The 16,416-nt window shown below is 33.8% G+C and carries 17 protein-coding genes; 15 read left to right on the top strand and 2 right to left on the bottom strand.

The features are described 5' to 3' along the window. The first annotated feature begins 17 nt into the window (after nt 1-17). Nucleotides 18-1,241 (top strand): diaminopimelate decarboxylase, encoded by a 1,224-nt coding sequence (gene lysA, locus QWY91_RS07695; RefSeq protein WP_290233353.1) that lies wholly within the window; start codon nt 18-20, stop codon nt 1,239-1,241. A 309-nt stretch (nt 1,242-1,550) separates the two neighbouring features. Next, nucleotides 1,551-1,790: a PLD nuclease N-terminal domain-containing protein gene (locus QWY91_RS07700; RefSeq protein ID WP_290233354.1), complete on the top strand. Its 240-nt coding sequence runs from the start codon at nt 1,551-1,553 to the stop codon at nt 1,788-1,790. A gap of 65 nt (nt 1,791-1,855) precedes the next feature. On the opposite strand, the gene QWY91_RS07705 is transcribed toward QWY91_RS07700, so the two are convergent. Then, nucleotides 1,856-2,893, bottom strand: coding sequence for a GMP reductase (locus QWY91_RS07705; protein ID WP_290233356.1), 1,038 nt, complete (start codon nt 2,891-2,893; stop codon nt 1,856-1,858). Nucleotides 2,894-3,212: 319 nt separating this feature from the next. On the opposite strand from QWY91_RS07705, the gene QWY91_RS07710 reads away from it, so the two are divergent. From QWY91_RS07710 to QWY91_RS07740, 7 genes are all read left to right on the top strand, one after another. After that, the gene (locus QWY91_RS07710) at nt 3,213-3,788 is read left to right on the top strand and encodes an NUDIX domain-containing protein (protein WP_290233358.1); all 576 of its coding nucleotides are present in this window, start codon (nt 3,213-3,215) and stop codon (nt 3,786-3,788) included. A 422-nt stretch (nt 3,789-4,210) separates the two neighbouring features. Continuing rightward, on the top strand, nt 4,211-4,786 hold the full coding sequence (locus QWY91_RS07715; RefSeq protein WP_290233361.1) for a pentapeptide repeat-containing protein: 576 nt from the start codon (nt 4,211-4,213) through the stop codon (nt 4,784-4,786). A 1-nt stretch (nt 4,787) separates the two neighbouring features. After that, nucleotides 4,788-5,699, top strand: coding sequence for an aminotransferase class IV (locus QWY91_RS07720; RefSeq protein ID WP_290233363.1), 912 nt, complete (start codon nt 4,788-4,790; stop codon nt 5,697-5,699). Between the two features lie 10 nt (nt 5,700-5,709). Then, on the top strand, nt 5,710-6,435 hold the full coding sequence (locus QWY91_RS07725; protein ID WP_290233366.1) for a sulfotransferase-like domain-containing protein: 726 nt from the start codon (nt 5,710-5,712) through the stop codon (nt 6,433-6,435). 46 nt (nt 6,436-6,481) lie between these two features. After that, nucleotides 6,482-7,051 (top strand): hypothetical protein, encoded by a 570-nt coding sequence (locus QWY91_RS07730; RefSeq protein ID WP_290233369.1) that lies wholly within the window; start codon nt 6,482-6,484, stop codon nt 7,049-7,051. Between the two features lie 265 nt (nt 7,052-7,316). Further along, complete coding sequence (locus QWY91_RS07735) at nt 7,317-7,799, top strand: DUF4168 domain-containing protein (RefSeq protein ID WP_290233372.1); 483 nt, start codon at nt 7,317-7,319, stop codon at nt 7,797-7,799. A 229-nt stretch (nt 7,800-8,028) separates the two neighbouring features. Further along, a complete protein-coding gene (locus QWY91_RS07740) occupies nt 8,029-8,628 on the top strand; it encodes a M48 family metalloprotease (RefSeq protein WP_290233377.1) in 600 nt (199 codons plus the stop codon). 2 nt (nt 8,629-8,630) lie between these two features. On the opposite strand, the gene QWY91_RS07745 is transcribed toward QWY91_RS07740, so the two are convergent. Beyond that, nucleotides 8,631-10,169: a GH3 family acyl-acid amido synthetase gene (locus QWY91_RS07745; RefSeq protein ID WP_290233379.1), complete on the bottom strand. Its 1,539-nt coding sequence runs from the start codon at nt 10,167-10,169 to the stop codon at nt 8,631-8,633. A 261-nt stretch (nt 10,170-10,430) separates the two neighbouring features. On the opposite strand from QWY91_RS07745, the gene QWY91_RS07750 reads away from it, so the two are divergent. The 6 genes from QWY91_RS07750 to yidC all read left to right on the top strand — a co-directional run bounded on the left by QWY91_RS07750 (nt 10,431) and on the right by yidC (nt 16,360). Then, entirely contained in the window at nt 10,431-11,015 is a 585-nt protein-coding gene (locus QWY91_RS07750) for a carboxymuconolactone decarboxylase family protein (RefSeq protein ID WP_290233381.1), read from the top strand. Nucleotides 11,016-11,035: 20 nt separating this feature from the next. Next, nucleotides 11,036-11,905, top strand: coding sequence for a histidine kinase (locus tag QWY91_RS07755; protein WP_290233385.1), 870 nt, complete (start codon nt 11,036-11,038; stop codon nt 11,903-11,905). Beyond that, nucleotides 11,902-12,270: a response regulator gene (locus QWY91_RS07760; RefSeq protein ID WP_290233387.1), complete on the top strand. Its 369-nt coding sequence runs from the start codon at nt 11,902-11,904 to the stop codon at nt 12,268-12,270. Before QWY91_RS07755 ends, QWY91_RS07760 begins: the two co-directional genes overlap by 4 nt. A gap of 45 nt (nt 12,271-12,315) precedes the next feature. Next, nucleotides 12,316-12,564: a DUF3820 family protein gene (locus QWY91_RS07765; protein ID WP_386270406.1), complete on the top strand. Its 249-nt coding sequence runs from the start codon at nt 12,316-12,318 to the stop codon at nt 12,562-12,564. Nucleotides 12,565-12,717: 153 nt separating this feature from the next. Next, nucleotides 12,718-14,337, top strand: coding sequence for a CTP synthase (pyrG, locus tag QWY91_RS07770; protein ID WP_290233389.1), 1,620 nt, complete (start codon nt 12,718-12,720; stop codon nt 14,335-14,337). Between the two features lie 160 nt (nt 14,338-14,497). After that, a complete protein-coding gene (gene yidC, locus QWY91_RS07775; RefSeq protein WP_290233391.1) occupies nt 14,498-16,360 on the top strand; it encodes a membrane protein insertase YidC in 1,863 nt (620 codons plus the stop codon). Nucleotides 16,361-16,416: the final 56 nt, after the last annotated feature.

Raw genomic sequence — 16,416 nt, forward strand, 5'->3', positions numbered from 1 at the left:
AAATTTAGATAACAATAATGACAAATCAAGATCTTCTTGCAATTGCAAATGAATATGGAAGCCCGGTTTATGTTTACGATGCTGAAAAGATTGAAGCACAATATAAACGCCTAACCAGCGCATTTAGCAGTGTTAAAAACCTTCGAATTCATTATGCTGTAAAAGCGCTTTCTAATATTTCAATTCTGAAGTTTTTAAGTAAATTAGGAAGCGGGTTAGATACGGTGAGCATTCAGGAAGTTCGTCTTGGACTGAAGGCTGGCGTAGATCCTTCAAAAATTATCTATACGCCAAATGGGGTTTCGCTAGAAGAAATTGAAGAAGTTGCAAAACTTGGCGTGCAGATCAATATTGATAATCTATCGATTTTAGAACAATTTGGTACCCGCCATCCTAAAACTCCGGTTTGTATTAGGATCAACCCTCATGTAATGGCAGGAGGAAATTCCAAAATTTCAGTAGGACATATCGATTCTAAATTTGGTATTTCAATTCATCAAATGCCTTTATTAAAGAGAATTGTTGAAAATACTGGAATGACTATAAACGGAATTCACATGCATACGGGTAGTGATATTCTAGATATTCAGGTATTTATTCAGGCTTCAGAAATTTTATTTGATGCCGCCAGAAATTTCGATAATCTTGAATTTATTGATTTTGGCAGTGGTTTTAAAGTACCTTATAAGCCTGGCGATATAGAAACTGATATTGAAGAATTAGGAGCAGAATTATCGAAAAGATTTAAGTCTTTTTGTAAGGAATACGGCAAAGATCTAACACTAGCTTTTGAGCCAGGAAAATACCTTGTAAGCGAATCTGGAAAGTTTTTAGCAAAAGTAAATGTGATAAAACAAACCACCTCTACAGTTTTTGCGGGCATCGATACTGGTTTTAATCATTTGATAAGGCCAATGTTTTACGGCTCGCATCACGAAATTTCCAATATCTCTAATCCTGATGGCAAACAAAGATTTTATTCGGTGGTAGGATATATTTGCGAAACCGACACTTTCGCTTCTAACCGAAGAATTTCTGAAATTACCGAAGGTGATTTATTGGCTTTTAGCAATTCTGGAGCCTATTGTTACTCGATGTCTAGTAATTTTAATTCGAGATTCCGTCCTGCTGAAGTTCTATGGTATAACGGAGAAGCGCATCTTATACGAGAAAGAGAAACTTTTGAAGATCTTTTAAAACATCAAATTGAACTTGACTTTTCCAAAAAAGTCGAAGCCTAATAAATTTCCGTAGATTATTTTCATAGTAAAAGGAGTGAAATTTATCCAATATCAGGTTCAACTGAGGATAATTTCCACTCCTTTTTTCATTAAATAAAGAAATTTTCAAAATCAATATTTAAAAAATTCACATCGACTTAACAGCTCATAAATTACTATAAACACTGAATTTCGGTCGGAAATTAGACTAACTAACTATAATTAAGACGATTGAGTAATTAACAATGACATTGAATTAAATTAACATAAACTTAATTTTAAAGTTTTTTTTTATTATATTCGTAAGACCAAACATTTTAACACCCTATTATGAATTTTATAGATCAAGAACTTCAATTCTTTATACTGCAATCCTTAGGATTGTTAGCTATAATGTTTCCTGCATTTTGCATTCTTAGCATTGTAAGAAATTCTCGTGCATTTAAGAAGAAAGGAAAATTAATGTGGACTTTAGTTGTAATTCTGCTTCCTATTATTGGATCATTTCTTTATTTATCTATAGGAAGAGATCAGGTTTTAAATACTGAGGTTCGATCTGACATTCGATAACATACTATAACGTTTGAAATAGGAAAAGCTCCCATAATATATGAGAGCTTTTCTTATTTATAAATTTACTTATATACTGTATTTTCTTGTTCTGCCACTCTAATAAATGTAGTCCTTTTGGTAAGCTCTTTTAATCGGCTTGCACCAACATAGGTACAAGTACTTCTAAGCCCGCCCAGAATATCCTGTAGGGTATTTTCAACTGCTCCCCGATAAGGTACTTCTACAGTTTTCCCTTCACTTGCTCTATATTCAGCGACACCGCCAGCATGTTTATCCATAGCAGTGTTAGAACTCATCCCATAAAAACGCTTAAATTTATTACCATCTAATTCGATAATATCTCCGCCACTTTCATCGTGCCCGGCTAACATTCCGCCCAACATCACAAAATCTGCACCTGCTCCAAACGCTTTCGCGATATCACCGGGAATTGCGCAACCACCGTCGCTAATTATTTGCCCTCCCAATCCATGGGCTGCATCGGCACATTCGATAATCGCAGATAATTGTGGGTAACCCACACCCGTCTTTACTCTTGTGGTACAAACCGAACCCGGCCCAATTCCAACTTTTACAATATCAGCACCAGCTATAAGAAGCTCTTCGACCATTTCACCAGTAACCACATTTCCGGCAATTATTACTTTTTCAGGAAAATTCTCTCTGGTTTTTTCCAAAAATTCTACAAAATGTTCAGAATAACCATTTGCAACATCAATGCAGATAAATTTTAAATCTTTAGAAAGCGATAAAATTTCTTTTAGTTTCTTAGAATCTTCTTCCCCCGTTCCTGTACTTACTGCTATATAATTTTTAAGTTCTGGTGATGTTTCTTCAAGAAAAGTTTTCCATTCTTCAATTGTATAATGCTTATGGATTGCCGTAAACAATTTTTTCTCAGCTAACTTTTTTGCCATATCAAAAGTTCCCACGGTATCCATATTCGCAGCCATGATTGGTATCCCCGTCCAGGTCATTTTTGCATGTAGAAAAGTATAGGTTCTCTCTAAGCTTACCTGTGATCTACTTTTTAAGGTAGAACGTTTTGGGCGTATCATGACATCTTTAAATCCCAGTTTTAAATCCTGCTCAATTCTCATTCAACTTTCAATTTAGTTACCCTCAAAAATAAAAGTTAGTTTGATATAAAGTTCAGTATGATTAATTTAATTTCAGCAATAAGATCAAAGCAACTTTCCTACAGATGATTAGCGAACGGTTATAGCAAGGCATCATAGATCGAATTTTCCAAATATTTATCAAAATACACCCGCGTACTAAATTCATCTTATTTAAATAGTTACATGTGTTTTTGACTATGCCGCTTGCACATTAACCTATCAAGAATCAAAACGAAACATCCTATTTTTTTATTCTGAAATCTAAAAGCTTAAATTTATACCATAAAACTGATGACTCTTGAAGAAAATTGAAATAATAGAAAAGAAAGTGCTGTCGAATGAATGGGCTATATTAAACGAATATGTTTATAGCTTTGAACGTAAAGATGGCTCAAGGCAAATTCACAATCGTGAAGTTTATGATAAAGGAGACGGCTCTGCCATTATTCTTTATAATGAAGAAACCAATAAAATAATACTTACTCGCCAATTTAGAATACCCAGTTACGTAAACGGAAATAAAGACGGTTATTTAATTGAAGCTTGCGCCGGACTTTTGGATGGCCTCACTCCAGAGGAATGTGTAGTAAAAGAAACTGAAGAAGAAACCGGATATAGAATAGAAACTCCTAAAAGACTATTTCACTCCTACATGGTCGCCGGTGCTGTAACTGAAATAATTTATTTTTTCGTTGCTCCATATAATGAGTCTATGAAAGTAGGAAAAGGAGGCGGACTAGAATCGGAGGGTGAAGAAATAGAAATTTTAGAGGTGGATTTCAACGAAGCATACGATATGATTGCTACCGGCGAAATAGTCGATGCAAAAACTATCATCCTTTTACAGCACATGAAGATAAATAAGATTCTATAAAACATCATATAATTCTAAAAGCCTAAAGAAAAATTTAGAATAAAGCTTGTAGTATATATTAACATAATCTATTAGAATACAACCTAATAAAACATTTATTTTGCAGCATAATCCGAGAATCGCCATTATCAAGTTATGCTATTGACACTCGTTTGTCATGGCTTAACCAATTAAAGAGGTTCTATGCCACCAATGAAGAAACAGCGTATATTAGGAACATTTTGCCTAATATTTGCTTTGCTTATTTTCGAAATTGATAAAACAGATGATCTCGTGTTATTATCTGGAATTCTGCTAGGTCTTGGCGTAAGTCTATTCTTTATACCTCTTCTTAAAAAATCAGATTAAATTCTTATTTAGAAGTATGATTTCTTATTTTTCATAGTAGATTTAAAATCTCATTTCAAAACGAATTAAGTACGATGACCAACAGAGTTTATTGTGATGAAGAAGAATTTGTCAACGAAAACTTTCAAAACACAACCTTTAAAAAAGGCGAATATGAATATTGCATTTTTAAGAATTGTAATTTCAACGGTGTAAATTTAGCAACAGTTAGTTTCTTAGAATGTGAATTTTTAGACTGTGATTTTAGTAATGCTAACATTACGAACACTCAGTTTAATCAGGTGCAATTTGATGCCTGCAAAATGATGGGACTCAATTTTGATGCTTGCAATCCTTTTCTGCTATCATTTTCTTTTTCCCATTCAACTATAGACTTTTCGTCTTTTTACAATCTAAAACTTAAGAATACTAATTTTGAAAGTTGCTCCCTAAAAGAAGTAGATTTCACGAATGGCGATTTTTCATCTTCATATTTTACCGACTGCAATCTACAGGGTGCCATTTTTGAAAATAGCAATTTGGAGAAATGCGATTTTAGATCGGCTAAAAACTTCAATATTCATCCCACTCAAAATCAAATTGCAAAAGCAGTATTTGCTTCAGATAACTTAGTAGGGTTATTAAACAGTTTCAATATTAAAATCGAATAATATGATTCACGGCACACATAACGCGATCGAAGATCCACGAAATGCAGACATAAAAATTATGATCAATGATGAGTTGTTTGATCGTAATGACGCAAAAATCTCTGTGTTTGATAGTGGTTATTTGGTTGGTGATGGTATTTGGGAAGCCTTCAGGTTGTATAAAGGCCATCTAGCTTTTTCAGACATGCACTTAGAAAGGCTATGGAGTGCGGCTGCTAGTGTAGGTATGATCTTCCCTTTTTCTAAAGAAGAATTACTTGATAAAGTTTGGAAAGTCGTAGAAGCTAATAAAATGAATAATGATGTTCATGTGCGGGTGATGATTACTAGAGGAATAAAAAAAACACCTTCACAGGATCCAAGATTAACTATTAGTGGACCAAATGTGGTTATCATTGCTGAACATAAAAAGGCCAATAAAGAAAGTAAAGAAAAAGGAATCACACTTTTTACAAGTACTATTAGACGAGGAAGTCCCGATTATCTGGATCCTCGATTAAATTGCCATTCTAAATTACATGAAGTACAGGCTTTAGTGCAAGCAATAGAAGCTGGCGCCGATGAAGCGCTGATGTTAGACATTAATGGTTTTGTAAGCACCTGTAATGCTACTAACTTTTTTATAGTACGCAATAACGAAGTTTGGACATCTACAGGAGAATATTGTATGAATGGTATTACCCGACAAAACGTTATACGAGTTTGCGAAAAACATAATATTAGCTGTAAACAAAAGTATTTCTCTTTATTCGATGTTTATAGTGCAGATGAAGCTTTTGTTACCGGCACGTTTGGTGGCTTAACTCCTGTTACTAAAATTGATGGTAGAATTATCGGAGAAGGCAACTTTGGTGATTTCACTAAAAAACTAAGCAATTTCTACGAGCAATTAATCGAAGAAGAATGTTCTTAACTAAAGTAAAATGAGTGATCAAAAAATTAAAAGAATATGCCTGTGGTCCTGCCCTCGTAATATTTCTACTGCGACGATGTATTCTTTTGCTCAGCGCAAAGACACCAAAGTTTTTGATGAACCACTTTACGCCTATTATTTAAAGCAAACAAATTCAAACTATCACCCGGGTACTCAGGAAATCATAAATAGTATGGAATCTGATGGCAACAAGGTGGTAGATATGATGCTTAATAATAATGAAAAACCTGTGCTATTTTTTAAGAATATGACGCATCATTTATTAGATCTCGATACCTCATTTTTAAAAGAAGTCACTAATGTGTTACTTACTCGTGATCCTAAAGATATGATTCCTTCTTTCAACCAGGTTATTGAAAATCCTACAATGCAAGACGTTGGCTATTCAGCACATACTAAAATCTTAAAAGAACTCGATACCTTAAATGCTAAAACCATCGTATTAGATTCTACCGAAACTTTAAAAAATCCGGAAGCGAAGCTAAAAATACTATGTGATTTTATAGGAATTACTTTCGATAGCAATATGCTGAGTTGGAAGGCTGGCGCTATTCCAGAAGATGGGGTTTGGGCACCTTATTGGTACACTAATGTCCATAAGTCGACCGGCTTCAATAAATATGTACCAAAAAAGAAAGATTTTCCAGAGCATTTACAGCCTTTACTAGAAGAATGTATTCCGCATTACGAAGTTCTAAAAAATAGATCAATTTAAATAAAATCAGAATTCGTTATATTTGAAGCTCTCTCAAACTCAGAATATGCAGGAACGCTTAGCTATTATCGATATTTTCAGATTTAATAAAAAAGAAATTAGCGATTACGATAAAAAAATAAAAAGACTAAAAATGTGGTCTTATTTTATCATTTTTTATTGTGCTCTTGCTTGGTCCTTAATCCTATCTACGATAATATTAGATCTTACAGGCAACAATTCATTTTTAAAATGGAATGAAGCTGGTGTTGTAGTAATGATGGCTATCGTAGCATTAATATTTTGTTCAAAAATATTGAGCCAGATCAAATTATTAAAACACGAAAAATTCCTTCAAAATTCTTCCAATATTAATTCAGCCCACAATAAGGAATTCGAAAAACTAGTAAAAAAGGCGAATCTTAGATTCTATCCAGAACTACCTTTGGCTATTTTATGTATCATTATACTAATTTCCGCAGTATTAATTACCATTTTCAAAGACATGCAGTACAGCGTCCTAATTTGGAACTACGCAAAGATTGCTATTGTACTCTTTTTCGTGATCGAAGTTTTTTCTATTCTGAAATTACAAAAAGAACTCAAAGAAAACATTCATAAAACTGAAAATAAGTAAATTACACAGCATTTTTTCTTAACTGAAGCTATCTAAAATTGATATTTGCCGGATTGGCATCAAAATTGAATAAAAAGAATGAGATTGCGATCCAATAATCGCAATTAGCAAAATGTAAATTTATTTAAAAATTATGCATTAACATTAGCTGAAAATGGATGTTAAGATCTTCTAAAAGAATGGATTCTTAATCTAAATTATTTTGAATGCCAAACATTTAATAATAGGTTTACGAGATATTAATTTAAGAAAAAGACAAAATTTTATGTTGAAGTCAAAAAAGATTGCAGGTTTACTTTTCGCATTTGCCTTAACGGCTGGGACTGCTGCTGTAGCTCAAACACCTACAACGCAGCAACAACAACAAACTGTAGATGTGGATGTAAGTGATGCTGAACTTTCTAAATTTGCCAAAGCATATCAAGGTTTAAGAATGATGAATCAACAGGTAAATCAAAAAATGATGAAAACTGTTCAGGATGGTGGTATGGATGTACAACGATTCAATGAAATTCATCAAGCAAGCCAGGATCCAAATAAGGAAGTTGAAGCAACCGATGAAGAACTAGATCAACATGCAACTATCTTAACTGAAATAGAAAGCATGCAAGGTGATTTTCAAAAGAAAATGGAAACTACAATTAAAGATCAGGGATTAACCGTAGAACGTTACCAAAAATTAGCGATGGCGTTACAATCTGATCAAGAACTACAATCTCGTTTGCAAAAAATGATGCAACAGGGTTAATAAACCTATAGATTTGAAAATAAAAAAGCAGCAATTTTTAATTGCTGCTTTTTTTATGCGCTAATCGGCCGAATAGAAGTATTTTTAAACGCAATTTAACAGCTGCTACTTTTAACAAATCCTGACATTGCGTAAATTGAACCAAAAAAAATTGAAGTCACGAATTAGGATTGCAACTCTTCTTTTATTGCTATGCTGTATCTTGCCTAACGTTTGTGAAGCCCAACACATGAAACAAAAAGATAGTTTAAAATTTACCAACAAAATTGTACCAGATACAATTTGGAGAGAAGCCTACGTAGCGCTATCTCATTATCCAGAGTTAAAAGACACCCCGATAACGCTTAAATTTAAGAAGAACATCAAAAAGTCTTTTATGCAAGCACAACCCAGTTTTTGGGGCATTTTTAAAAATCGTAAAAAAAGATCTTATTACATTTTTATCAACGAAAAGATAGAAATCGAAGACGAAGTTTTTACAGTAACCTCTGCACCATCAGAAGTTATAATTGGATGGATTGGGCATGAACTTGGTCATGTAATGGATTACAGAAATCGTAGTGGTATAGACCTATTATGGTTTGGTATTAGATATCTTACTTCTAAAAATTACATTCGTGAAGCGGAAAGAACTGCAGATACATATGCAGTAAATCATGGATTAGGTGAAAATATTATCGCGACAAAAGATTTTATATTGAATCAATCTAACCTTTCAGAAAAATATAAAAACAGAATAAAAAAGCTCTACCTTTCTCAAGAAGAAATAGTAGAGCTTGTAGAAGAACTTGATGAAATCAAAGAAGAAAAGCTAAATGAAAAAGATTGAATCTAATCTTTTTCATTTAACTGCTTCTGCACGAATTTTTCAAATTCTGCAAATTTCTCTTCGTCCATTACTTTTTCCATTTTTACCTGGCCACCTTTCTTTTTATTGGCTCCACTCCACTCTGGGAAAATCTCTGGCGGTACTTTAGTTACTTTAACTCCCTTAAGAGCTTTGCCTCTGGCAACTCCATAATTTTTATTGGCATTTTTAAGACTATCATCTAAAGCTTCTGCCAATTCTTCGTCAGAATTGTCTGCCGTGGTTCCTAAATACCAGGAGTGATAGAACTCACCATCTTCAAATCGCTTAGCAGCAATAGTAAATTCAGGGATTTTAATATCAAATTTTTCTTCTAATTCCTGTACGGCATCATTCATTTTGTTTACCGATAACTGAGAACCTACAACGTTTAGAAAAAATTTAGTCCTACCGGTTATTCTTATTTCGAAGTTTTCTTTATCAGTAAATTTAATAGTATCACCTATAATGTAACGCCATGTTCCCGAAACCGTACTAATTAAAAGCACGTAATCTTTTTCTTCTTCAACATCTGCTAAAGGAACGGTTGGAGCATCTTCCGTTAGTGAACCATCCTGATTAATGTATTCTGGCTGAAACGGAACGAATTCAAAATATATTCCGTTATCCAAAATAAGTCTCATACTTTGAGAATCTGGATTACTTTGTAGTGCCAAAAATCCTTCAGAAGCCAAATAAGTATCAATAACTTTTATAGGCTTCCCCATTAAAGCCATAAAACTTTTTTGGTACGGCTCAAATGCTACTCCTCCACTCGCGTAAACCTGCAAGTTTGGCCAAATTTCATGAATATTTTCAACATTGTGATACTCGATCACTTTTTTCAGCATTAACTCCATCCATGAAGGTATACCGCTTAAAGCTCCAATATCCCAATCTTTAGCATTTTCAGCAATACGCTCTACACGCTCATCCCAATCTTCGATCTTAGAAATCTCTTCTCCCGGTTTGTAATAACTACGGAACCAAAAAGGAATGTTGCTGGCACTTATTCCACTAATTTCACCTTCTTCGTGATCTCCTTCATGTTGCAAATCGGTAGAACTTCCCAACATCATAATTCCCTTCTCAAAAAATTCAGGTTCTAAATCAAAATTACTTAGAGCTCCTACTTGTTTGATTCCGGCATTTCTTATGCTTTCTATCATCTCATCTGTAACCGGAATTCTTTTACTGGACTTTCCGGTAGTTCCAGAACTTAATGCAAAATAATTTGGTTTTCCCGGCCAGGTAATATCTTCTGCACCTTCATGAATTTGCGACCACCAGCGATCGTTCAGTTTTTTATAGTCAAAATAAGGTACTTTTTCAGTAAAAGATTTTTCTATATCTTCAGCTTCTAATATGTCAGCAAATCCGTAAAATTTCCCGAAAGAAGTCTCTTTTGCTTTTTCAAGCAGATTTTCTAATACGTCTTTTTGCGCTTTAAAAGCATCTGGTTCAGAAACTATAGTGTCTCTTAAGTCGATTAAACTCTTAATTATTGATCCTCTTATAGCCATTTTTATGGTCGATTTAATTTTATTTTGAAGATAATTAAAACCACGCAGCTCTTACGTTTATTGGCTTCCATTTATCAAATTTTTAACGCCAAATAAAATGGGAATGACAAATGTCGCTTTGAGTAATAAGCAGTAATAGCTAAAAAAATTATAATATTTTTAATTTTATGTTTTGTTAAATGCTTTTTTACTTATTTTGCCAATAATATTTACTTACAGCCCTGAGGTTTAAGTATTAGTACATGCAATTATAATTTTTTTATGAGTTCTATTCAACAAAACACCTCGAGATATCCTATCGTATCTTATGATGAAGCTTCGACAGAAGTTCAAGCAATTTACGACGACACAAAGAAAACCCTACAATTGCCTTTTGTTCTAAACTGGTTTAAATGCCAGGGAGCTAATGCTACCCTTCTTGAAGGAAACTGGAATAAATTGAAAAACACCTTGATGAAAGGTGATGTTCCTAACGTTCTTAAACAGCTTATCATATATAACGTTTCAAAATCCAGAGGTTGTCATTACTGTTCTCATGCTCACGGTATTTTTGCAGATAGTATGAGTTCTATGATTTCTGAAGAGGAAAACTTCAAAGCTACAGAGAATATTAATTCTCCATCTATGCCGGCTAGTTATAGAAAAGCCGTAACGATAGTTACCAAGGCAGCGCTTCAACACAGTGAAATTTCAGACGAAGATTTTGCTGAATTAGAAGCTGTAGGTTTTTCTAATGCTGAAATACAAGAACTAATGGCACAAGCAGATCTCGTAAATATGCTAAATACCATTGCAGATGTATCTGGAATTAAAATAGATAATGAATTATTAGAAACTCCAGAATAACGTCTTCTTTCTAGTTCATAATGGCATCTATTCAAAATAACCCCTCGCAATTATATAGAATAACCTATGAGGCCTATTCTAAATTTGCAAATGCGATTAATAGATGCAGTAATTTAAATGAAGTAGGAACAGTCGCTGAAAAGCATTTAAAATATATCCTCAATTTTCATCTTTTAAAGATAACCATAGAGCAGCAAAATAAGTTCATAGAATATTCTTTATCTAAAAATGAAATAGTGGTAAAAAACAAAGAGTTAGATGATCTTAATTCTTTGGATAAAAAATTATTAGATACCGGCATACCGGTAAGAACATCAAATATTCCAGATGACCTTGTCGATCACAGGTTAAATACTGGAACACTTGAAAATCCATTGCTTTGGGCCTGGTTATTCGACAAAGGAGATCATAGAATGCTTATTTCCTTAATTGCCGATGACAACCGGTCTTTCGCGACTAGAGATATTGAAATTTTAAAATTAGCTGCAGATTGTTTTGATGCTAAGTTTAAAGAGATTAGTCTAAAAAAAGAACTGGCGAAAAAAAATAATATTCTTGAGGATGCTTTGAATACTATTAAAGTCCAAAACAATGAAATAAACGAAATAAATAGAAATCAGAAGGAAATTATTAGAAAAAGAACGAACGAAATTACCCTAAAAAATAAAAAATTATTAAAAATTTCTGTTCTTAACGCCCATAATGTAAAAGAGCCTTTATCAAGAATCCAAGGCATCATTGAATTATTTGATATCATGGATGATGAAAGCTGTAGAAATGAACTACTGCCAATGTTAAAAGTATCGGCAGAGGAAATGGACGAGGTGGTAAAAAAAGTAATAGATATGGCCTCAAAAGAATTAATACACTTAAATGCAGATAAAAAATGACCCCAATCATTTTAGTTGATGATCAACCTATTGCGAATTTCATCACAAAAAAACTACTTCAAAACGCAGGTTACATCGAGAATATAAAAGATTTCACCGATGCTTTTATTGCTTTAGAGGAAGTTAAACAAGTACAAAATTCCATTATTCTTTTAGATCTAAATATGCCGGGCATGTCTGGATGGGAATTTATGGATGCTATGCAAAACTTAGGCTTAGAAAATAGAGTTATAATTCTATCTTCAAGTACAAGTGAAATTGATATCGCTAGAGCTAAAGAATATCCTTATGTGATGGATTATGTAGTAAAACCACTCAATAAAACTAAATTTATTAAAATGGCTCCACTTTTAGAGATGGATTAAAAATTTTGATATATCCCTATACACCGCAAAGTTTAAATATTAGCTTTGCGGTTTTTTTATATGAACGATAATCAGGAAGAATTACTTAAGCTGGCATATACAAAAATGCCATTCGGGAAATACAAGGATTGGTACTTATCTGATATTCCAGAACCCTATTATGTATGGTTCAATAAAAAGGGCTTCCCGGAAGGCAAATTCGGAAATCAATTAAGACAAGTTCACGAACTTAAAGTGAATGGTATGGAAATTTTACTAAAAGAAATACGAAAAAGATATCCAAAACCGAGATAAATGGTTTCGAAATTCACTCAATCTCATAAAACACTGAATTTAAAAAGCCTTAAAGAATCCTTAAATATTAGGCTTTAAATTTAGCTGTTTTTCTATTCTTCTTTGTAATTTAGCGCCCTGAATAATTGGAACGCTTCAAACACTCGAAAAAAAATGGCCGAAACCAAGTATATATTTGTTACCGGTGGCGTTTCCTCTTCTTTAGGAAAAGGGATAATCGCAGCATCTTTAGCAAAATTATTACAAGCCCGTGGCTTCAGAACCACTATTCAGAAACTAGATCCTTACATAAATGTGGATCCTGGTACGCTTAATCCCTACGAACATGGCGAATGTTATGTAACCGAAGACGGTGCAGAAACCGATCTTGATCTTGGTCACTACGAGCGTTTTTTAAATGTAAATACCTCTCAGGCAAATAATGTAACTACCGGAAGAATCTATCAAAGTGTTATTGAAAAAGAACGCCGCGGAGAATTTTTAGGTAAAACTGTACAGGTAGTCCCTCACATTACCAACGAAATCAAAGAACGAATTCAAATTCTAGGGAAGAGAAAAGAATATGATATTGTTATTACTGAAATTGGTGGAACTGTAGGGGATATCGAATCTTTACCATACATTGAAGCGGTTCGCCAGTTAAAATGGGAATTGGGAGATGATAATGCTTTAATAATTCATCTAACATTAGTTCCGTTTTTATCTGCTGCTGGTGAGCTTAAAACAAAGCCAACTCAGCACAGCGTAAAAACCTTAATGGAAAGCGGACTTAAAGCTGATATCCTGGTTTGTAGAACAGAACACGAACTTTCAGACGATATTCGTAGAAAATTAGCTATTTTTTGTAATGTTAGGCAAGAAGCGGTGATACAATCTATCGATGCGCCTACCATTTACGATGTTCCTAATTTAATGCTGAAAGAAGGGCTGGATACCGTTACGCTGAAAAAATTAGAATTACCTGACGAAACTACACCAAATCTTGAACAGTGGAATAAATTTCTAGACCGCCATAAAAACCCAAAAGCCGAAGTTAGAATTGGTCTTATTGGGAAATATGTGGAACTTCAGGATTCATATAAGTCAATTTTAGAGTCATTTATTCACGCAGGCGCAGAGAATGAGGTGAAAGTGAATGTAGAAAGCATTCATTCAGAATTTATAAATGAGAATACGATCAAAAATAAAATTTCTCATTTAGATGCTGTATTAGTTGCTCCTGGTTTTGGTGAACGAGGTATCGAGGGAAAAATTGATGCTGTACAATTTGCACGTGAGAATGGATTACCTTTTCTAGGGATCTGTTTAGGAATGCAAATGGCTGTAATTGAGTTTGCACGTAATGTTTTAAAGCTTAAAGGAGCAAATTCTACCGAGATGGACGATACGACCAAACATCCAGTTATAGACATCATGGAAGAACAAAAAAATATTACCCACATGGGCGGGACTATGCGACTTGGTGCATGGGATTGCCATTTGAGTGATAAATCTATTATTCACGATGTTTACGGTACTGCAGACATAAAAGAAAGACATAGACATCGTTACGAGTACAATAATAAATACAAAGAACAATTAGATAAAGCAGGTTTACGTAGTACGGGTGTTAATCCCGAAACTGGACTTGTTGAAGTAGTTGAACTTCAGGATCACCCGTGGTTTGTTGGCGTGCAGTATCACCCAGAGTACAAAAGTACTGTAGCAAGCCCGCATCCACTATTCGTGGCTTTTGTAAAAGCTGCTTACGAATATTCAAAAAAGAAATCATAATGCCACTTTGACATCTATTTGATTAATGGTCATCTTTTTGACCTACAATCATTTTGCTAGATCAAAATAAAAAGGCAGAAAACATTAATTAAGTTATTTCAGAAAAATCCGAAAGAAGGAAAGCTTCAACAGGATTTAAAGATTTTAGGAAGAATTTAGAATGGAAGAAAAGAAGATTGATATCCAATCCATTATTGGATTTATTTTAATTGGAGGAATTTTAATCTGGATGCTATATACTAATAGTATGGAGCAACCACAAGAAGAAACAAATACTCCAGCTGCTACAGAGCAGGTTACAAACACTCCAAACAGCAATCAGCAATTAGCAAACGAAAACAACAATGCAGTTGTTAGTGATTCTGCCGCAATGGCCCAGGCGCAAAATAGACTTGGTGCTTTTGGTTATTCTGCTACTTTAGCTTCAGCAAAAGAAAATACTACGGTTATAGAAAACGATGTTTTAAGACTGGAAGTTTCTAATAAAGGTGGTTATATTAAAGAGGCTGTTTTAAAAAATTATAAAACTTACGACTCTATACCTGTTTATCTTGTAAAGGATGGAAATGCTAATTTCAATCTTAATTTCAATACTACCGATGGTCGTACTTTAGATACAGAAAATTTGTATTTCGAGCCAAGTATATCTAAGAATGGTGATAGTGAGATTCTTTCGATGAAATTAAAAGTTTCAGAGAGTAAATTTCTAGAATATAGATATGCGTTAAAACCTGGGGATTATATGATGGATTTTAGTATCCGTTCTCAAGGTTTAGCGAGCGTTCTTAATAGCTCTCAACCAATAAATCTTGATTGGGATTTAAAAGCTTATCGTCACTCTAAAAGTATATCTTACGAAAATAAATATACCGTATTAGCTTACGAATACGAGGAAGACAAATACGATGATCTAGGTCATGGCGATGATGAAGAAATTGATGAGGATATTTCTTACATCGCTTATAAGCAGCACTTTTTCAGTTCTATTTTATTAACTGATACTCCTTTTAAAAACGCTAAATTCAATTCTAAGAATTTAGTAGAAGATGAAGAAGTAGATACTTTATACACAAAGGCCTTTGCAGCCAGTGCACCTTTAGAACTTCAAGGTGGTGAGTTGAACTATAATATGAACTGGTATTATGGCCCAACAGATTACAAAATTCTAAAAGAATACGATCGTAACCTAGATGAAATTGTTCCTTTAGGATGGGGAATTTTTGGATGGATTAATAAGTATATTTTTATTCCATTCTTCGGTTTCTTAAGTAGCTTCTTACCAAGTTATGGTATCGCTATTATCGTAATGACGATTGTGGTTAGAATTGTACTTTCTCCGGTAACTTACAAGTCTTACCTATCTCAGGCTAAAATGAAAATTTTACGCCCAGAGATCAATGAGCTTAATGAGAAGTATAAGGACAATGCGATGAAAAAGCAGCAGGAAACAATGAAGCTGTATAGCAAAGCAGGTGCCAGCCCTATGAGTGGTTGTTTACCAGCGCTTATGCAGATTCCGGTATTCTATGCTTTATTCCAGTTTTTCCCCAGTGCATTTCAATTAAGACAGAAGAGTTTTCTTTGGGCAGACGATTTATCTAGCTATGATGTCATAGCAGAACTACCTTTCCGTATTCCTTTTTATGGAGAACACGTTAGTTTATTCCCAATATTAGCTTCTGTAGCCATTTTTATCTATATGCAAATGACTACAGGGCAAAGCATGCAGGCGAATCAACAACCGGGAATGCCAAATATGAAGTTCTTAATGTACCTATCGCCACTAATGATGTTATTTTTCTTTAATAACTATGCCAGTGGTTTATCGTTATACTACTTCACCTCTAACCTAATTACTATTGGTATTATGTTAGTAATCAAAAATGTGATTGTAGACGAAGATAAAATACATGCTAAAATTCAGGCTAATAAAGCGAAGCCTAAAAAGCAAAATAGGTTTACCAAAAAAATGCAGGAAATGATGGAGCAGGCTGAAGAACAACAAAAGAAAAACAAGAAATAATCTTTATATTGAGTAAATTAAAAAAGCCATTCTTTACGAATGGCTTTTTTATTCCC

The organism is Zunongwangia endophytica (assembly GCF_030409505.1).
Classification (GTDB): Bacteria; Bacteroidota; Bacteroidia; order Flavobacteriales; family Flavobacteriaceae; genus Zunongwangia; species Zunongwangia endophytica.